The organism is Serratia sp. CY43202 (assembly GCF_052168755.1).
GTDB classification, from domain to species: Bacteria; Pseudomonadota; Gammaproteobacteria; order Enterobacterales; family Enterobacteriaceae; genus Serratia; species Serratia bockelmannii.
Genome location: NZ_JBJNMB010000003.1, coordinates 374168 through 392519, shown reverse-complemented (window position 1 = coordinate 392519; position 18352 = coordinate 374168). Strand labels below are relative to the sequence as shown.

Here is an 18352-nt window from a genome sequence, read left to right as displayed (position 1 = left end):
AAACAACGGCAGCTGGCCGCCGATAGGCAGTCGGTTTTGTCGATTGCGGCTAACAAAACAAACGTCGTTTTTCATGCTTTCTCCTGGCAAATTGTGGCGCATTATACTCGCGCTTTTCGCCACTGCAAGCGTTAAAACGCCGTTTTTTGCCGCCCCGCAATCGATTGGCCGGCGATGGCCGCCCGCCGGCTATTTGCTGACGCGATCGTAGTAGACCATGTCGGCGTTCAGCCCCTGTTGGTAGCCTTTGACGTTGTCGCGCAGCACCACTTCGGTTTTGGCCTGATCGATAAATACGTACGGCGAACTGCGCTGCAGCTCCTGTTGCATGGCGGTGTACAGCGCGCGGCGCTTGGCCGGATCGGCTTCGGCCAACGCCGCCAGCGTCTGCTTATTCAACTGCGGGATCTGCCAGCCGTTCAGCCCGGCCACCGTGCTGCTTTTGCCGTCGTTGTAGGCGAAGGCGCTGGCGTTGGAGTGGGCGTCGAAATAATCCGGGATCCACAGGCGGATCGCCGCCTGATGCTGCCTGGCGCGCACGCGCGAGTAAACCTGGCTACCCGCGGCCGGCAGCAGCTCGACCTTCACACCGGCGGCGGCGAAGCTGCCCTGCAGCGCCTGCGCGATGGTGATGAACGGCGGTTTGTTCTCTACGTCCAGCGTAAAGGCGGCGTGGGTGATGCCCGCCTTGGCCAGGATCGCTTTCGCCTTGGCCGGATCGTAGCTGAATGGGTTGGTCTCCAGCGCGCCCGGCAGCCCGACCGGCAGGAAGCTCTGGTGCACGAAGTATTGGCCCTTCAGCAGATCCTGGGTGATACCCTGATAATCCACCAGATAGCGCGCCGCTTCCCAGAAGGCCGGGTTGTTCAGCAGCGGATTGGCGCCGTTGCCGGTGTTGAACACCAGGTAGTTTTGTTCGGCGGACGGGATCTCCAGCACCTTGACGCCCGGCTGATTCTTCAACGTGTCGGTCTGATCGGCGCCCAGTTCGCGGGCGATATCGGCGTCGCCCTGCTGGATCAGCAGGCGGCGGGTGGCCGGATCCGGCACGTTTTTAATGATGATGTTTTTCAGCTGCGGCTTGTCGCCCGGCGAGGTGGGGTTGGCGTCCAGCACGATCGCCTGATGCGGCTGATAGACGCGCATCTTGAACGGGCCGCTGCCGGCGGAGTGCATTTTCAGCCAGGCGTTGCCGAAGTCGCCGTCTTTGACGTTGGCCAGCGCCGCCTTGCTGTCGACGATCGAGGCGATCGGCGTCGAGAGGATATTCAGCGCCACCGCCGGGCTGACGTCCGCCGTCCAGCGCAGCTGCACGGTATGGTCGTCGATCTTCTTCAGCTGCGCGTCGATGTTGTCCGGCTGCCAGCCGAGCACGTTGAGGATGAACGCCGGCGACTTGTTCATTTTCACCGCGCGGCTGTAAGAGAAGATCACGTCGTCAGCGGTCAGCGGATTGCCGGAGGCAAACGCCGCCTGCGGCCGCAGTTTCACCGTCAGCGTTTTAGCCGCCGCATCGCCCTGCCAGCTTTCCGCCAGCACCGGCGCCACCTTGGCTGGATCGTCGCGATCCGCTTGCACCAGACGCTGATACAGGCTGGGCACCGTCTGGATGCTGGAGAGTTCGTTGGCTTCCGCCGGATCGAGGCTGACGATGTCATCCAGCGATTGCACCACCACCAGCGTATTCGGCGGCGTGGCGGCTAACGCGGCGGTGGGCAGGGCGGCGAGCAGGAACAACGGCAAGAGTTTGGCTTTCATCGGTGTGTATCCCCTGAAGGCGCCGCAAGGCGGCGCTGAGAACGGTTTGTTATCGTTGGTTTTTACGGCGCGGGCGCCGTCGGCCTGTCACGGTAGAACCTTTGCCGGCGGCGGGCAAAGGTTAATCCGCTATTTGATATTCCAGGAATATATTAGCCGCCCTGGCCGGGGGTGCCAGGGCGGAGGGGGAACAATCAGAGGGTTTCGCTCAGCGTGGCGACCAGCACCGCCTTGATGGTGTGCAGCCGATTTTCCGCCTGATCGAACACCACGCTGTGCGCCGATTCGAACACCTCGTCGGTCACTTCCATGCCGCCGTGCAGATCGTACTGCTGCGCCATCTGCTTGCCGAGCGTGGTTTGGTCGTCGTGGAAAGCCGGCAGGCAGTGCAGGAACTTCACGTTCGGGTTGCCGGTCAGCTTCAGCATCGCCATGTTGACCTGATACGGCCGCAGCAGCGCGATACGCTCTTGCCAGGTTTCTTTCGGTTCGCCCATCGACACCCAGACGTCAGTGTAGAGGAAGTCGGCGTCTTGCACCCCTTCGGCGATGTCTTCGGTCAGGGTGAGTTTCGCGCCGGTTTGCTGCGCCAGCGCCTGGCATTCGGCCACCAGCTCCGGCTGCGGCCAGCAGGCCTTCGGCGCCACCAGCCGCAGATCCATGCCCGCCAGCGCGGCGGCTTCCAGCAGCGTGTTGCCCATGTTGTTGCGCGCGTCGCCGACGTACGCCAGCTTCACCTCGCTCAGCGCCTTGCCCGGCAGGTGTTCCTGCACGGTGAGCAGATCCGCCAGCAGCTGAGTGGGGTGGAACTCGTCGGTCAGGCCGTTCCACACCGGCACGCCGGCGTGTTCCGCCAGGGTTTCCACCAGCGCCTGGCCGTAGCCGCGGTATTGAATACCGTCGTACAGGCGGCCCAGCACCCGGGCGGTGTCTTTCATCGACTCTTTATGGCCGATCTGGCTGCCGCTTGGGCCGAGATAGGTCACCTGCGCGCCCTGATCGAATGCGGCAACTTCGAAAGAGCATCGCGTACGGGTCGAGTCTTTTTCGAAGATGAGCGCAATGTTTTTGCCCTGCAGCCGGCGCAATTCCTGCCCCTGCTTCTTGGCCTGCTTCAGATCGGCCGAAAGCCGCAGCAGCGCCTGCAGCTCGGCGGGGGTGAAATCCATTAACCTCAGAAAGTGACGTTGATAGAACGCATTGCCGGTGCTCATAGTCCGATTCCCTGATTGTGTAATTGAATTAAAATTCACTTTATATGTATGAATATTCAATTTCAACCCCAGCGAGGAAATCTTTCACGTTTATCGTGGAAGCAATGTCGGCGGTGTGTGAAAATAGAAGGAATGAAGGCCATTTGACTTGAGGATATAGGCATGGCAAACCGCGAATTGCTGGAAGAACAACGTGAAGAGACCCGCCTGATCATCGAAGAACTGCTGGAAGACGGCAGCGATCCGGACGCGCTCTACACCATCGAGCACCATCTGTCCGCCGAGAAATTTGAGGTTCTGGAGCAGGCCGCCGTTGAAGCCTTCAAGCTGGGCTACGAAGTGACCGACGCCGAAGAGCTGGAAGTGGAAGACGGTTCGATGGTGATGTGCTGCGACGTGATCAGCGAAGTCGGCCTGAACGCCGAGCTGATCGACGCCCAGGTCGAGCAGTTGGTGGCGCTGGCGGAACGCTGCGGCGTCAACTACGACGGCTGGGGCACCTACTTCGAAGATCCGAACGGTGAAGACGGTGAGGATGACGAAGACGGCGACTACATCGACGAAGACGACGACGGCAAACGCCACTAATTCCTTTCCGATTAATGCCTGTGGGCCGGCCTCTCGCCGGCCCCTGATAAACGCCATGACATACCAATCCCTGTTAGCCCCGATTTTAAGCTTCCTGCACTGTGAAACTCCCGACGCCTGGATCGACGCCGCGCGCCGTCCGGAAAACCTGCAGTTGTTGCTGACCGACCACCTGGTGTGCGAGCTGAAAGCCGCACAGACCGGCATGTGGCTGATCCGCCGCTATGTGGCGGACAAAGAGAGCGGCGACGCGCTGTTGGCGCTGCTGCGGCCCTACGAGGCGTTTCTGCACGAAGCGCAGGGCGCGCCCGACACGCTATTCCGCCAGGGCCAGTTCACCCGCAAGATCCTACCGAAAAACGGCTCGGCCTACGGCCAGGATCTGGCGGATCGCATGGTGCTGTTGATCAAGGAAGAGTTGCACCACTTCTCACAGGTGCTGGAGATCATGCAGGTACGCGGGATCCCATATCGTAAGATCACCGCCAGCCGCTACGCCAAGGGGATGATCCGCGAGATCCGCACTCACGATCCGGCGACGCTGATCGACAAACTGATCTGTGGCGCCTACATCGAAGCGCGATCCTGCGAACGCTTCGCCAAACTGGCGCCACACCTGGATGACGAGCTGAACCGCTTTTACGTCTCGCTGCTGCGATCCGAAGCGCGCCACTATCAGGACTACCTGACGCTGGCCGAGCAGATCGCCGGCGGCGACATCAGCGAACGGGTGGCGCATTTCGGCCGCCTCGAAGCTGAGCTGATCCTGTCGCCGGACAGCGAGCTGCGCTTCCACAGCGGCGTGCCCGCCGCCGCATGACGTTGAGGGGCGCCCCTACTGCGGCGCGCCCAGCAACAGATCCACCGCCTTTTCCGCCAGCATGATGGTCGGCGCATTGGTGTTGCCGCTGGTGAGCTGCGGCATCACCGAGCAGTCGATCACCCGCAGCTGTTCAAAACCGTGCACCCTCAGCTGTGGATCGGTCACTGCGTCCTGCGGCGACGGCCCCATGCGGCAGCTGCCCACCGGGTGATACACCGTCTTGCAGAAGTTGCGCACGAACTCTTCCAGCTGCGCCTCGTCGCGTGTCCACTCCGGCTGCGGCATCAGCAGATCTTTGATCAGAGGCTTCAGCGCCGCGGTTTGCAGGAAGCCCAGGCCGAACTTCACCGCGCGCACGCTGCCGGCCAGATCGTCCGGGTGGCCGAGGTAGTTGGCGTGCAGCTTGACCGGATCGCGCGGGTTGCTGCTGCGTAGCAGCACTTCGCCGCGCGCCTTGGGCTGCAGGTAACCGACCTTGAGCGTGAAGCCGTGAATGTTCGGCAGCGGCTCGCCGGGCACGTCGTCCCAGCTGTCCAGCAGCGGCAGGAAGTGGATCTGCACGTCCGGCCGGCCGTCGCCCTGGCTGTCGGTGAAGGCGGCGCCTTCCAGCACGTTGGACGAGAGCACCCCGCTGCGAAACGCCAGCCACTGCGCGCCGTGGCTCAGCGCCTGCAGGCCGCGATCGGCGCCGAACAGGCTGATCGGCTCGCGGGTGCTGACGTTGATCGACATGTGCAGATGGTCGTGGAAGTTTTTGCCCACCGGCAGATCCGCCCGCACCTCGATGCCCAACTGCTGCAGATGGTCGCGCGGGCCGATGCCGGACAGCATCAGCAGCTTCGGCGAACCGACCGCGCCAGCGCTGACGATCACCTCTTTGGTGGCGCGCGCGGTGACTTCGGCGCCGCCGTTCTGGCTGTAGACCACGCCGGTGGCGACGTTGCCCTCGAAGGTCAGCCGGTGCGCCAGGGCGTTCAGTTTCACCACCAGCCGCCGTTCGTCGCGCACCGTCTTCAGGTAGGTGCGGGCGGTGCTGGCGCGTTCGCCGTTGTGAGTGGTGGTTTGGTAGAAACCGACGCCGTGTTGGCTGTCGCCGTTGAAGTCGTTGCGATAGGGCAGGTTCAGCTCCTGGCCGGCGCGGATAAACGCCATGCTGAGCGGGTGGCGGTAGCGGTTTTCGCTGACCGGCAGCAGCCCGTCGGCGCCGTGGTAGTCGTCGGACAGGCTTTCGTTGGCCTCGGCGCGTTTAAAGTAGGGCAGCACCTCCCGGTAGCTCCAGCCGGTGCAGCCGTAGCGTTCGGCCCAGTCGTCGTAGTCCTGCGGCTGGCCGCGCAGGTAGATCATGCCGTTGACCGAGCTGCTGCCGCCCAGCACCTTGCCCTGCGCGATTTGCATACGGCGGTTATTGGCGTGCGGTTCCGGTTCCGTCTCGTAGGGCCAGCTTTTTTTGGCGATGATCTTAGCCACCCCGGCCGGCATCTTGATGAACAGGTTATTGTCGTCGCCGCCGGCTTCCAGCAGTAGCACCCGCGCCTGGGTGCGGCGGATCAGCTGCGCCGCCAGCACGCAGCCGGCGGATCCGGCGCCGACGATGATGTAATCAAAGGTATTTTCCGACATGACAGCTCTCCGTGCGCGATTGGGATACTGGCAGAGTAACGCGGGGGGAAAAACGGTCAATTTACGATCGTTAATTTATTAACGAACTTCACATTAAATTTACATCGTGGTTTTTAAAGTCAGTTTATCTGCTTGAAAAACGGCGTTATAGCGAGTTTTACTGATTGATTGCGATATTAATAAAAAAGGCGCAGCAAGCTGCGCCCTGATGAAGAGGCGGGGGGCGATTACAGCGTTTTCAGCATGGTGACTTCGCAATCGACGTGGCCGGTGGCGCCCATCGCGTGATCGATGTGTTCGAAGCCCAGGTGTTCGTACAGCGCAACGGCCTGCGTCAGGCTGGCGGTGGTCTCGAGGTAACAACAGCGGAAGCCGTGCTGGCGGGCGAAATCCAGCGCCTGCAGCGCCAGGCGTTTCGCCAATCCCTTGCCGCGCAACACCGGCAGGAAATACATTTTCTGCAATTCGCAAATATCGTCTGCGCCACCCTGCAGCGGCGCGATGCCGCCGCCGCCGGCGACCTGGCCGTCCACCTCGATCACCCAGTAAGCGCTGCGCGGCAGGCTGTAGAGCTGATACAGGGCATCCAGGTTGGGATCGGAGACGGTATAGCCTTTATCCGCCGTCAGGCCGTGCTCGGCGGAGACTTCGCGAATGACGTGAGCAATGGCGGGATTGTCTTCCGCCGTGATGGGGCGCACCAGCAGGCGCGCCGGGGTTGCTGTTGTCATGTTTACACTCGCCATTGAAAGAGACCACGTTCGTTTTTCATTTTTATCGCAGCGCGAAACGCGCCGGGGTTATTTCCCGGCGGCGTCCTTGCGGCAGTAATATCTTGTAATAACATCTAACCCGGCCCGGATGCAACGGCGATAAAAAAACAGCGGGGAAGACCCCGCTGTTTTTCAGGCGTTGGCGTGAGCCGGTGGATTACAGCGCGGCGATGGTCGCCTGCTGTTCCTGCAGCTTCACTTTGCCTTCTTTGCAGGCCGCCAGACGATCGCGCTCTTTGGCAACTACCGCTTCCGGCGCGCGCGCCACGAAGCCTTCGTTCGCCAGCTTGCCTTCGATCGAAGCGATTTCCGCATCCAGCTTGCCCATCTCTTTCGCCAGACGCGCGATCTCGGCGTCCTTGTCGATGAAACCGGCCATCGGGATCAGCAGCTCGGCGCCGTCCACCAGTTTGGTGACGGAGACCGGGCCTTTCTCACCGGCCGGCAGCAGCGCGATGGATTCCAGGCGCGCCAGACGGGCGATAAAGCTCTGGTTCTCCTGCACGCGGCGCTGGGCGTCGGCGCTGCAGTTGCGCAGCAGCACGTCGAGCGCTTTGCTTGGCGCGATGTTCATCTCGGCGCGGATGTTGCGCACGGCGATGATGGTTTGCTTGATCCACTCCAGATCGTTCAGCGCCTGCTCGTCTTCCAGCGCGGCGTCGTAGGCCGGGAACGGCTGCAGCATGATGGTGTCTGCGGTCGTGCCGGTCAGCGGCTTCACGCGCTGCCAGATGGTTTCGGTGATGAACGGAATGATCGGGTGCGCCAGGCGCAGCAGCGCTTCCAGCACGGTGATCAGCGTGTGGCGGGTGCCGCGCTGTTCCGCTTCGCTGCCGTTGCTCACCACCGGCTTGGTCAGCTCCAGATACCAGTCGCAGAACTGGTTCCAGGTGAATTCGTATAGGATGTTGGCCGCCAGATCGAAGCGGTAGGTGTCCAGCGCTTCGCGGTAGGCTTTCACCGTGCGGTTGAATTCGGCCAGGATCCAGCGATCCGCCAGCGACAGCACTTTCTCGCCGCCGTTGAAGCCGCAGTCGTGCGCTTCGGTGTTCATCAGCACGAAGCGGCTGGCGTTCCACAGCTTGTTACAGAAGTTGCGGTAGCCTTCCAGGCGCTTCATGTCCCAGTTGATGTCGCGGCCGGTCGAAGCCAGCGCCGCCAGGGTGAAGCGCAGGGCGTCGGTGCCGTGCGGCTCGATGCCGTTCGGGAACTGCTTCTCGGTGCGCTTGCGGATCTTCTCCGCCAGCTGCGGCTGCATCATGTTGCCGGTGCGTTTTTCCAGCAGATCTTCCAGCGAGATGCCGTCGACCATGTCCAGCGGATCGATCACGTTGCCTTTCGACTTGGACATCTTCTGGCCTTCGTCATCGCGGATAAGGCCGGTCATGTAGACGGTCTTGAACGGCACCTGCGGCTTGCCGTTTTCATCCTTGATGAAGTGCATGGTCAGCATGATCATGCGCGCGATCCAGAAGAAGATGATGTCGAAGCCGCTGACCATCACGCTGGTCGGGTGGAAGGTTTTCAGCGCCTCGGTCTGCTCCGGCCAGCCCAGGGTGGAGAAGGTCCACAGGCCGGACGAGAACCAGGTGTCCAGCACGTCTTCGTCCTGGGTCAGCACCACGTCGGCGCCCAGGTTGTTCTCGCTGCGCACTTCTTCTTCGCTGCGGCCCACGTAGACTTTGCCGTTCACGTCATACCAGGCCGGGATGCGGTGGCCCCACCACAGCTGGCGCGAGATGCACCAGTCCTGAATGTCGCGCATCCAGCTGAAGTACATGTTTTCGTACTGCTTCGGCACGAACTGGATGTCGCCCTGTTCGACCGCTTCCACCGCCACTTTGGCCAGCGGCGCGGTGCGCACGTACCATTGGTCGGTCAGCATCGGCTCGATCACCACGCCGCCGCGGTCGCCGTAAGGCACCGTCAGGTCGTGCGGTTTGATCTCGTCCAGCAGGCCCAACTGATCGAAGGCGGCGACCACCGCTTTACGCGCCGCGAAGCGTTCCAGGCCGCGGAACTCGGCCGGGATCTCGTTGCAGTAGTCGGTGCAGACTTCGCCCAGGGTGTTGAACACTTCCGCTTCCTGACGGATGTCGCCGTCGAAGGTCAGAATGTTGATCATCGGCAGGCCGTGGCGTTTGCCGACTTCGTAGTCGTTGAAATCGTGCGCCGGGGTGATCTTCACGCAGCCGGTGCCTTTTTCCATATCGGCGTGTTCGTCGCCGACGATGCGGATGCGGCGGCCGACCAGCGGCAGAATGATCTCTTTGCCGATCAGATCTTTATAGCGCGGATCTTCCGGGTTGACGGCCACGCCGGTATCGCCCAGCACGGTTTCCGGACGGGTGGTGGCGACCACCAGATAGTCTTTGCCCTCGGCGGTTTTCGCGCCGTCGGCCAGCGGGTAGCGCAGGTGCCACATGGAACCTTTGGACTCGCGGTTTTCCACTTCCAGATCGGAGATGGCGGTACGCAGCTTCGGATCCCAGTTCACCAGGCGCTTGCCGCGGTAGATCAGGTCTTCTTTGTGCAGACGGACAAACACTTCGCGCACCGCGTTCGACAGGCCTTCGTCCATGGTGAAGCGCTCGCGCTCCCAGTCCACGGAGTTGCCCAGACGGCGCATCTGGCGGGTGATGGTGCCGCCGGATTCCGCCTTCCACTGCCAGATTTTGTCGATGAACGCGTCACGGCCGTAGTCGTGGCGGGTTTTGCCTTCTTCCGCGGCGATCTTGCGCTCCACCACCATCTGGGTGGCGATGCCGGCGTGGTCGGTGCCCGCCTGCCACAGGGTGTTTTTACCCTGCATGCGCTGATAGCGAATCATGGTGTCCATGATGGTCTGCTGGAACGCGTGGCCCATGTGCAGGCTGCCGGTGACGTTCGGCGGCGGGATCATGATGCAGAAGCTTTCCTGGCTGGTGTCGCCGTTCGGCTTGAAGTAACCCTGATTCTCCCAGTGATCGTACAGCTTCTGTTCGATCTGTTTTGGGTCGTATGCGGTGTCGAGCTGACTGTTTGTCTTTTCCATTCTTTATCGTATTCAGTGAGTTGGCGGCGTAGCCGTGGTCAAATGGAAGCCGACGCTGCGATAGGCCTTGTAACGGTCGCGCGCCAACTGTTTCAGAGTGTCTTCGTAAGGAACGAAGTCTACCACTTCATGGAAAGCGGTAGCAAAATCGGCAAACTGCGGCAGCAGGGCGATCAGCAGATCGCGCGGGGCATTGCCGCGCTTGCCGGGCCAGCACAGTTCCACCGGCGCGCCGTAGTGCGGCCCTTCGCCGGCCAGGTTGTGCGGCACAAATTCATGCGGCTCGCGCTGCCACAGCGCTTCGTCCAGCCGCTGGGCCTGCTCCTGGCTCTCGCAGGCGATCAGCACCCGTTTGCCGGAACGGAAGCCGCTGGCGGCAACGGCGCAGGCCACGGCCTCATGGGCGCTGAGCGCACCAGACGGTTCCGCGTTGTCGAGCAAATAAAACGTCGCCTGTTTCATTAAGGATCCACCGCTGCCGATAAAAAAATGTAGGGGCACAGCATGCTGTGCCCCTTGGGATTATACCTGAATTACCGCTCAGATTTAATCGTCGCCGTTCAGGCCTGCACGGTTCAATAGGAACTGCGACAGCAGCGCCACCGGGCGGCCGGTCGCGCCCTTGGCTTTACCGGAGCGCCAGGCGGTGCCGGCGATATCCAGGTGTGCCCAGGTGTACTTGCGGGTGAAGCGCGACAGGAAGCAGGCGGCGGTGATGGCGCCACCAGGGCGGCCACCGATGTTCGCCATGTCGGCGAAGTTGGAGTCCAACTGCTCGTAGTACTCGTCGGCCATCGGCAGGCGCCAGGCGCGGTCGCCGGCCTGCTCGGAAGCGCCCAGCAGCTCGTGCGCCAGCGGGTTGTGGTTCGACATCAGGCCGGTGATGTGGTGGCCCAAGGCGATCACGCAGGCGCCGGTCAGGGTGGCGATGTCGATCACCAGCTCCGGTTCGAAGCGCTCGACGTAGGTCAGGGTGTCGCACAGCACCAGGCGGCCTTCGGCGTCGGTGTTGAGCACCTCGACGGTCTGGCCGGACATGGTGGTCAGCACGTCGCCCGGACGATACGCCCGGCCGCCCGGCATGTTTTCACAGCCGGCCAGCACGCCGATCACGTTCAGCGGCAGGTTCAGCTCCGCCACCACGCGCATCACGCCGTACACGGTCGCCGCGCCGCACATGTCGTATTTCATCTCGTCCATGCCGTCGGCCGGTTTGATCGAGATGCCGCCGGAGTCGAAGGTCAGCCCTTTGCCTACCAGCACGATCGGCTTAGCGTCCGGATTTGGGTTGCCCTTATATTCCATCACCGACATCAATGATTCGTTCTGCGAACCGGCGCCGACCGCCAGATAGGCGTTCATGCCCAGCTCTTTCATCTGCTGTTCGCCGATGACGCGGGTGGTGATATTGGTGCTGAAGGCGTCCGCCAACTGACGGGCCTGCGAGGCCAGGTAGCCGGCGTTACAGATGTTCGGCGGCATGTTGCCGAGATCTTTGGCCGCCTTGATGCCGGAAGCCACCGCCAGGCCGTGCTGGATAGCGCGCTCGCCGCTGGTGAGCTCACGGCGGGTCGGCACGTTGAACACCATTTTGCGCAGCGGACGACGCGGCTCCACCTTGTTGCTTTTCAGCTGATCGAAGGTGTAGAGCGTCTCTTTGGCGGTTTCCACCGCCTGACGCACTTTCCAGTAGGTGTTGCGGCCTTTCACGTGCAGTTCGGTCAGGAAGCAGACCGCTTCCATCGAGCCGGTGTCGTTGAGGGTATTGATGGTTTTCTGGATCACCTGCTTGTATTGGCGCTCATCGAGCTCGCGCTCTTTGCCGCAGCCGATCAGCAGGATGCGCTCGGAGAGAATGTTGGGCACATGGTGCAGTAGCAGCGTCTGCCCGACCTTGCCTTCCAGTTCGCCACGGCGCAGCAATGCGCTGATATAACCATCACTGATTTTGTCGAGTTGTTCTGCGATAGGGGACAGGCGGCGCGGTTCGAAAACGCCGACTACAATACAGGCACTGCGCTGTTTTTCCGGGCTACCGCTTTTTACACTGAACTCCATGCACTCTCCTGAATCTTAAAGACAAAGGCGGACGCTACGGCTAGAATAACCGACTCCGTAACGATCTCCTGCCATTTGAGTTAACGGATTATGTTAACCTGAACGGCATAAATTGCTCTGTTTTGGCGACTATAAGCAAGTTCCTATAGGACACCCAAACGGCTTGATGTTGTAATACTATTTTAGCTGTGAAGGTTGCCATATGATGAGAATAAATGGCGGATTAACGATGAAATTATCGATTTTCCTGCAAAAAGACAAGTTTTCACAGGCGTAATAAGCGTGATCATCATAAGATATCTGGTACGGGAAACGCTCAAGAGCCAAATCGCCATCCTGTTCATCCTGCTTCTGATCTTCTTTTGTCAGAATTTGGTCAGGGTGTTGGGCGACGCGGTGGACGGCAATATCCCGACAAACTTAGTACTCTCTCTGCTCGCTCTGGGCGTGCCGAAAATGGCGCAGCTCATCCTGCCTTTGAGCCTGTTTCTCGGCTTGCTGATGACGCTTGGGCGGTTGTATACCGAGAGCGAAATCACCGTCATGCATGCCTGCGGGCTGGGCAAACGTACCCTGATTATCGCTGCCATGATCCTGGCGCTGCTCACCTCTGCGATCGCGGCGGTGAACGTGTTTTGGGCCGGCCCCTGGGCCTCGCGCTATCAGGACGTGGTGGTGAACGAAGCCAAGGCCAACCCGAGCATCGCCGGGCTGGCGGAAGGGCAGTTCAAACCCTCGCAGGACGGCAACGCAGTGCTGTTTATCGGCAACGTGAAGGGCAGCACCTTCAACGACGTGTTCCTGGCGCAGCTGCGACCAAACGGCAACCAACGCCCTTCGGTGGTGGTGGCCGAGCACGGCAACATCGTGCAGCAGAAAGACGGCTCGCAGGTGGTGACGCTCGACAAGGGTACCCGCTTTGAAGGCACCGCGCTGCTGCGCGACTTCCGCATTACCGACTTCACCGATTACAAGGCGGTGATTGGCCACCGCACCGTGGCGGCGGATAACACCGAATCCGAACAGATGTCGATGCAGACGCTGTGGGAGTCCGACGATCCGGACGCGCGCGCCGAGCTGCACTGGCGCCTGACGCTGGTGGTCTCGGTGGCGCTGATGGCGCTGCTGGTGGTGCCGCTCAGCGTGGTGAACCCGCGCCAGGGCCGCGTGCTGAGCATGCTACCGGCCATCCTGCTGTATCTGATCTTCTTCCTGCTGCAGACCTCGCTGCGCTCCAACGCCGGCAAGGGCAAGCTGGATCCGATGCTGTGGCTGTGGCTGGTTAACGGCGTTTACTTCGCGATCGCGCTGGCGCTGAACCTGTGGGATACCGTGCCGATGCGTAAGCTGCGCGCACGCCTGAGAGGAGCGGCCTGATGTTTGGCGTATTAGACCGGTATATCGGTAAAACGATTTTCAACACCATCATCATGACGCTGTTCATGCTGGTGTCGCTGTCCGGCATCATCAAGTTCGTCGATCAGCTGCGCAAGGTCGGCCAGGGCGAGTACACCGCGCTGAGCGCCGGCATGTACACCCTGCTGAGCGTGCCGAAAGACATCGAGATCTTCTTCCCGATGGCGGCGCTGCTTGGCGCGCTGCTCGGCCTGGGCCAACTGGCGACGCGCAGCGAACTGGTGGTGATGCAGGCTTCCGGCTTTACCCGCCTGCAGATCGCCGGCTCGGTGATGAAAACCGCCATTCCGCTGGTGCTGCTGACCATGGCGATCGGCGAGTGGGTAGCGCCGCAGGGCGAGCAGATGGCGCGCAACTACCGCGCCCAGCAGATGTACGGCGGCTCGCTGCTCTCCACCAAGAGCGGGCTGTGGGCGAAGGACGGCAATGACTTCATCTACATCGAGCGCGTCTCCGGCGATAAAGAACTCTCCGGTGTGAACATCTACCACTTCAACGATCAGCGTCGCCTGGAAACGGTGCGCTATGCCGCTACCGCCAGCTTCGAGAACGGCCTGTGGCAGCTTTCGCAGGTGGACACCTCGGATCTGACCAACCCGAAACAGGTGACCGGCACCCAGACGCTGACCGGCGAATGGAAAACTAACCTAACCCCGGACAAGCTGGGCGTGGTGGCGCTGGATCCGGATTCGCTCTCCATCAGCGGGCTGCACAACTACGTGAAGTACCTGAAGCAGAGCGGCCAGGAATCCAACCGTTACCAGCTCAACATGTGGAGCAAAATCTTCTCGCCGCTGTCGGTGGCGGTGATGATGCTGATGGCGCTGTCGTTCATCTTCGGCCCGCTGCGCAGCGTGCCGATGGGTATCCGCGTGGTGACCGGCATCAGCTTCGGCTTCCTGTTCTACGTGCTGGATCAGATCTTCGGCCCGCTGAGCATGGTATACAGCATGCCGCCGGTGCTGGGCGCGCTGCTGCCGAGCATGCTGTTCCTGCTGATCAGCGTGTATATGCTGCTCAAACGCAAGTAGCGGGGCGATCGGTAGTGAAGAAAGGCGTGGCCGTGGGGCCGCGCCTTTTTTGTTGGGAGGATTAGCTAACGCTCAGCAGCGCGATGCCGGCATCCTGATAGGCCTGCGCGTCTTCCGGCAGGCGATCCAGCACCAGGGTATCGATCTGTGCAGGGGAGGCGAACTGCGCCAGCGAGGTGTTGCTCAGCTTGGAGTGATCGCACACTACGATCACTTGATTGGCATGCTCCACCATCGCGCGCTTGGTTTCGGCCAGCATGATGTCGGCCACACAGGCGCCCTGTTTCAGCGACAATGCGTTGGCGCCCATAAACGCCTTGTCGATGTTCAGCGTATCCAGCAGCGAACGGCCGTTGATGGCGACCGCGCAGTGATAACCCTTTTTGACGATGCCGCCCAGCAGGATGATCTGGATCGATTCGACGTCTTCCAGACTCTTGGCGATCATGAAATCGTTGGTGACCACGGTCAGGTTGCGGCGCTGGCGCAGATGGCGGGCGATCTGCAGGGTGGTGGTGCCAGTATCCAATACGATGATGTCGCCGTCTTCCACCAGGCCGGCGGCCAATTGACCGATTTGCTCCTTGGCGCTGAGGTTCACCTCTTCACGCTGATCGGAGCCGACCTCGAAGCTGGCACGGGTGCGCAGAATGGCGCCGCCGTGGGTGCGTGTCAGCATACCGGCGTCTTCAAGAATGCGCAGATCGGTGCGGATGGTGGCGCCGGAGACGTTAAAGCGCGAGCTCATTTCCCCCACGGAGAGCTTGCGCTTCTCCTTGAGAATGGCGAGGAGTTTTTCCTGGCGCTCTTCTGCGAACATGCTCACTCATTCACTCCTGACAGGCACAATGGACGTGCGGCTAATATACCCCGCGTATCGGCGGCAGGCAAAGCGCTTGCCGGCTGCCGCTGGCAATATTCCACCGGGCATTATCCGTGCGAGATGTGAAGGTTACGGCGCGTCGATCCTTTTTGGTATAGTCTACCCAGCAGCGTATTGGGTAGCGGGGCAGGCAGTTAATGGAATATGAAGAGAATATCAGTCACATTATCAGCAAGCATCTGGAAGCGGCATTAGGCGATTTCGGCGAGCTTATCTGGGCCTACGTGGTGTTATCCAAGAAAGATATGTCATGTATCTTTGGCGTCACCAATTATCCCGGTGAATGGGTAAAGCAATATAAAGAGCAAGGGCTACAATATACCGATCCGGTAGTCATTACGGCGCTCAATCGCCTGACGCCTTTTGCCTGGGATGAAAATCTGATGGCCGGTGCCGGCTTCCGCTTTTCTGAGTTGTTCGAGCAAGCACGCGAATTCGGCGTAGCCGACGGCTATACCTTCGTGTTGCATGATTTTAATAATAATCTGGTGACCCTTTCCTTTACCCTCGCTGCCGAGCGCAAGGCGGAAACCATGCAGATGCTGAATCAGCATAAAGGCGATATTTCGTTGCTGCTGGCATCGACCCATGAGATGTATTTGACGCTGACTTCACTGTCCGAAAAAAACACCGCGCGCCAGGAAAAAAACGCCCGTTTTACCGAGAGAGAAAACGAGATCCTCTATTGGGCCAGCGTAGGGAAAACCTACCAGGAAATGGGTATGATCCTAGGGATCAAAACCTGCACCATCAAGTTTCATATGGGGAACATTGTCAAAAAGCTGGGGGTGGCGAATGCCCGGCATGCTATCCGTTTAGGGATGGAACTTCAGCTGATTAAACCGGTGGGGTGATTAGAATGCAGGTTCGTCGCTCAACGGCCAGGCGTTTAGCATGTGCTCGTCTTGCGTATTCAACTTTTTGAATATTTTGTTTTTTAATGCCTCCTGGCTCTGACGATCAACGTGGCCCAACAGCAAATGAACGGGCTCGTTCTTTTCCGATATGCCTGTCTTCAGCAGCGTGACGTTCCAGCCGGAGCTTTTGATGATATGCAACATCGGATGGCTGGAGACGGCCAGTATGCCGTCATAGCCGTGTTGCCGCGCATAGTTGATCAGCGACAAGAACAGCGCCAGAGTCACAGGGAACCGGCGACCCAGCAGTGACTGGGTTCTTTCTTTATCAACGAAAAAGCGTGTGGATTCGATGAAATTCCCTTCTGGAATGACGATGTCATGAAAGAAAGAGGAAAATGCGCTGTTGAGCATATTCTTGTGTTTCATATCAATCATCCTGGTACCACAAACTATCATGTTGTCCTTTACGCCAAATATATAGTTTGTCTTATCATTATCAAACTCATCCAGCTCCTTGCCGTCTGAACAGTTCACGGCCCATTGCAGCCTGTCTTTAAAGACATTTTTCCTTAAAACATAAAGATCTGCTGATTTTTCGGTGCTCATTGATGCGTAGTTGGTGCTGTAAATATTAAACATAATGTTACCTTTGAATAAATTAAGAGAAATAACTTTATCCAGTAACATCAGCGAAGTTTCACTACGAGCATGCCGGTGCGTGAGAATGATAAGGCTTTTTAAGCGATCGGCGCTAACCTTATTATGCCGTGCCGCGAGGCAGTTTCAGGGCAATGGCACAGCTAACACAGCAGGCCGGCGAAATTGAACGGCCTGGCCGATTAAAGACAGGAGAGGATTCCAGAATTGCTATCATGGGCTGCCCGGCCTTGTCTGCCATGGCGAAATATTAACTGGTGATTTTATAATGAATGGTGTCTTAATTATTTTAATAGTGAATTGGTGATATTTTCCTACTGAAGATTTGCCTATAAGGCATGACTTCGTCGTCCCGCAGAGGAATAAGCGTGAAAATGGCGGCCAGTGTGATTTTTACAGTATGTCCTCGGACCTGTACTCCTGCGTGACCAAGTCCGCTCTTAAAAAATATCTGATAGAGATCACATTATTGTAATGACAGGAACGGTGCTATTTCGTGATGGTTCTGCGGGTATGTTGGGCTGCTGGGTGAAATGAGCAATGTGTGGTGGTCTTGATAGAACGCCGTGGCGGCTGAGATACAGAGCGAAAAATAGTGCTAGCACCCGATTTCCGCTATGTGAAATAATAACCCAACTGAACTGATGAAGGTCTAGTGGGGTACTATACTTTAGTCTAACTAGCTTCTAACTCCTTAAGGCGATACACTTTTCTAGTCAATTTTTGATGAAAAAAACATAAAAAAAACCTGACCTCGTAGGGTCAGGCTGCCAAGATCGGCCAACACCAGGGAAAATTTTCTTACACCATCTTAAAGCTATCAACTCAGCAGAGGCAAGTGTTCTCTGCTGGTTTTTAGCTTTGGGTTGCTGTTTTGTTACGTATGCACGCTATTTTCTGTTGGTTCTAGATAAAATCCCATATCAAGAAATAACATCTCTCCCCTGACAACCCTGTTCCCATTGACTTATTCCAGTTATGACTGCCGTAGATGAAAAAATAGTGTTGTCGAAATGTTGTGCAAACATATTTTTTATTGGCTGAATTATTGTGATGCAATTATTTTCAGCATTGTTATCCCGGTTCGGGATTATTTGGCATCGTTTACATAGATCGGGGGAGTAACAAGCATAACCCGACAAGCGGCGAGCCAAGGTTATAAAGACGCGTGAGCTGACAAAAAAGCGAATGAGGCCTGATGGCTTATAACAGCCATCGGGCCTTGTGCTATGTGGGAAGAAACATTACAACGGTTGGCTGAACTCCACCCGCTCACCGTCCGGCCCGGCGATCATCAGATAGCGCACGCCGTTGGCGCCGCTGGGCTGCAGCGTCGGCCCTTCAATCACCGGATAGCCCAGATCCGCCAGCCAGCGTTGCGTGGCCGCCAGATCGGTGACCCGCAAAGCGATGTGGTCGATACCATAGGTGCTGGCGGGGCGAGTCAGCCCTTCGGCGGGTAGCTGGTATAACTCCAGCGTTAACTCACCCAACTGCAAAAACTGTACGGCGACGGGGCCGCTGAGCGCCAGCGTTTGCCGGGGTTCGAAACCGAGTGAACGATAGAAGCCGGCGGCTCGTTCGATATCGGCGCAGCGCAAACCGACGTGCATCAGCCCGTTAATTCGGTGTGCCAT

The 18352-nt window shown here is 59.0% G+C and carries 15 protein-coding genes; 5 read left to right on the top strand and 10 right to left on the bottom strand.

Annotation, left to right across the window (positions count from 1 at the left end; all coding sequences use genetic code 11):
• Positions 1 to 189: 189 nt before the first annotated feature.
• Complete coding sequence (locus ACJ8J5_RS08295; RefSeq protein ID WP_049294755.1) at positions 190 to 1758, bottom strand: ABC transporter substrate-binding protein; 1569 nt, start codon at positions 1756 to 1758, stop codon at positions 190 to 192.
• 194 nt (positions 1759 to 1952) lie between these two features.
• Complete coding sequence (gene argF, locus ACJ8J5_RS08290; RefSeq protein WP_025305114.1) at positions 1953 to 2972, bottom strand: ornithine carbamoyltransferase; 1020 nt, start codon at positions 2970 to 2972, stop codon at positions 1953 to 1955.
• Between the two features lie 162 nt (positions 2973 to 3134).
• Here argF and rraB point away from each other — a divergent pair, with 162 nt between their 5' ends.
• Positions 3135 to 3560 (top strand): ribonuclease E inhibitor RraB, encoded by a 426-nt coding sequence (gene rraB / locus ACJ8J5_RS08285; protein WP_025305115.1) that lies wholly within the window; start codon positions 3135 to 3137, stop codon positions 3558 to 3560.
• Between the two features lie 55 nt (positions 3561 to 3615).
• The gene (miaE, locus tag ACJ8J5_RS08280; protein ID WP_414104962.1) at positions 3616 to 4380 is read left to right on the top strand and encodes a tRNA isopentenyl-2-thiomethyl-A-37 hydroxylase MiaE; all 765 of its coding nucleotides are present in this window, start codon (positions 3616 to 3618) and stop codon (positions 4378 to 4380) included.
• A gap of 15 nt (positions 4381 to 4395) precedes the next feature.
• Here the strand turns inward: miaE and ACJ8J5_RS08275 are convergent, their stop codons facing one another.
• From ACJ8J5_RS08275 to pepA, 5 genes are all read right to left on the bottom strand, one after another.
• Positions 4396 to 6003 (bottom strand): GMC family oxidoreductase, encoded by a 1608-nt coding sequence (locus tag ACJ8J5_RS08275; RefSeq protein ID WP_060434041.1) that lies wholly within the window; start codon positions 6001 to 6003, stop codon positions 4396 to 4398.
• A 227-nt stretch (positions 6004 to 6230) separates the two neighbouring features.
• Entirely contained in the window at positions 6231 to 6734 is a 504-nt protein-coding gene (locus ACJ8J5_RS08270; RefSeq protein ID WP_004933360.1) for a GNAT family N-acetyltransferase, read from the bottom strand.
• A 199-nt stretch (positions 6735 to 6933) separates the two neighbouring features.
• The gene (locus ACJ8J5_RS08265; protein ID WP_060434043.1) at positions 6934 to 9810 is read right to left on the bottom strand and encodes a valine--tRNA ligase; all 2877 of its coding nucleotides are present in this window, start codon (positions 9808 to 9810) and stop codon (positions 6934 to 6936) included.
• A 12-nt stretch (positions 9811 to 9822) separates the two neighbouring features.
• The gene (locus tag ACJ8J5_RS08260; protein ID WP_025305119.1) at positions 9823 to 10272 is read right to left on the bottom strand and encodes a DNA polymerase III subunit chi; all 450 of its coding nucleotides are present in this window, start codon (positions 10270 to 10272) and stop codon (positions 9823 to 9825) included.
• An 84-nt stretch (positions 10273 to 10356) separates the two neighbouring features.
• Positions 10357 to 11868 (bottom strand): leucyl aminopeptidase, encoded by a 1512-nt coding sequence (gene pepA / locus ACJ8J5_RS08255; protein ID WP_004933352.1) that lies wholly within the window; start codon positions 11866 to 11868, stop codon positions 10357 to 10359.
• Positions 11869 to 12150: 282 nt separating this feature from the next.
• Here pepA and lptF point away from each other — a divergent pair, with 282 nt between their 5' ends.
• On the top strand, positions 12151 to 13245 hold the full coding sequence (gene lptF, locus ACJ8J5_RS08250; RefSeq protein ID WP_043139168.1) for an LPS export ABC transporter permease LptF: 1095 nt from the start codon (positions 12151 to 12153) through the stop codon (positions 13243 to 13245).
• Complete coding sequence (gene lptG, locus ACJ8J5_RS08245; RefSeq protein WP_019453290.1) at positions 13245 to 14315, top strand: LPS export ABC transporter permease LptG; 1071 nt, start codon at positions 13245 to 13247, stop codon at positions 14313 to 14315. Before lptF ends, lptG begins: the two co-directional genes overlap by 1 nt.
• Positions 14316 to 14376: 61 nt before the next feature.
• Here lptG and ACJ8J5_RS08240 read toward each other — a convergent pair whose 3' ends face one another.
• Positions 14377 to 15135 carry a DeoR/GlpR family DNA-binding transcription regulator gene (locus tag ACJ8J5_RS08240; RefSeq protein WP_033636877.1) on the bottom strand — a complete coding sequence of 253 codons (759 nt, stop codon included), beginning with the start codon at positions 15133 to 15135 and terminating at the stop codon, positions 14377 to 14379.
• 200 nt (positions 15136 to 15335) lie between these two features.
• Here ACJ8J5_RS08240 and ACJ8J5_RS08235 point away from each other — a divergent pair, with 200 nt between their 5' ends.
• A complete protein-coding gene (locus ACJ8J5_RS08235) occupies positions 15336 to 16052 on the top strand; it encodes a helix-turn-helix transcriptional regulator (protein WP_033636878.1) in 717 nt (238 codons plus the stop codon).
• Here the strand turns inward: ACJ8J5_RS08235 and ACJ8J5_RS08230 are convergent, their stop codons facing one another.
• Complete coding sequence (locus ACJ8J5_RS08230) at positions 16053 to 16745, bottom strand: acyl-homoserine-lactone synthase (RefSeq protein ID WP_080287126.1); 693 nt, start codon at positions 16743 to 16745, stop codon at positions 16053 to 16055.
• A gap of 1214 nt (positions 16746 to 17959) precedes the next feature.
• A complete protein-coding gene (locus ACJ8J5_RS08225; RefSeq protein ID WP_281041718.1) occupies positions 17960 to 18352 on the bottom strand; it encodes a VOC family protein in 393 nt (130 codons plus the stop codon).

Bases quoted from the DNA above. Each gene is read 5' to 3' on its own strand.
- ACJ8J5_RS08240 (WP_033636877.1), bottom strand. From the start codon at position 15,135: ATGTTCGCAGAAGAGCGCCAGGAAAAACTCCTCGCCATTCTCAAGGAG.
- ACJ8J5_RS08260 (WP_025305119.1), bottom strand. From the start codon at position 10,272: ATGAAACAGGCGACGTTTTATTTGCTCGACAACGCGGAACCGTCTGGT.
- ACJ8J5_RS08265 (WP_060434043.1), bottom strand. From the start codon at position 9,810: ATGGAAAAGACAAACAGTCAGCTCGACACCGCATACGACCCAAAACAG.
- pepA (WP_004933352.1), bottom strand. From the start codon at position 11,868: ATGGAGTTCAGTGTAAAAAGCGGTAGCCCGGAAAAACAGCGCAGTGCC.
- argF (WP_025305114.1), bottom strand. From the start codon at position 2,972: ATGAGCACCGGCAATGCGTTCTATCAACGTCACTTTCTGAGGTTAATG.
- ACJ8J5_RS08230 (WP_080287126.1), bottom strand. From the start codon at position 16,745: ATGTTACTGGATAAAGTTATTTCTCTTAATTTATTCAAAGGTAACATT.
- ACJ8J5_RS08225 (WP_281041718.1), bottom strand. From the start codon at position 18,352: ATGGCACACCGAATTAACGGGCTGATGCACGTCGGTTTGCGCTGCGCC.
- ACJ8J5_RS08275 (WP_060434041.1), bottom strand. From the start codon at position 6,003: ATGTCGGAAAATACCTTTGATTACATCATCGTCGGCGCCGGATCCGCC.
- ACJ8J5_RS08295 (WP_049294755.1), bottom strand. From the start codon at position 1,758: ATGAAAGCCAAACTCTTGCCGTTGTTCCTGCTCGCCGCCCTGCCCACC.
- lptG (WP_019453290.1), top strand. From the start codon at position 13,245: ATGTTTGGCGTATTAGACCGGTATATCGGTAAAACGATTTTCAACACC.
- rraB (WP_025305115.1), top strand. From the start codon at position 3,135: ATGGCAAACCGCGAATTGCTGGAAGAACAACGTGAAGAGACCCGCCTG.
- ACJ8J5_RS08235 (WP_033636878.1), top strand. From the start codon at position 15,336: ATGGAATATGAAGAGAATATCAGTCACATTATCAGCAAGCATCTGGAA.
- ACJ8J5_RS08270 (WP_004933360.1), bottom strand. From the start codon at position 6,734: ATGACAACAGCAACCCCGGCGCGCCTGCTGGTGCGCCCCATCACGGCG.
- miaE (WP_414104962.1), top strand. From the start codon at position 3,616: ATGACATACCAATCCCTGTTAGCCCCGATTTTAAGCTTCCTGCACTGT.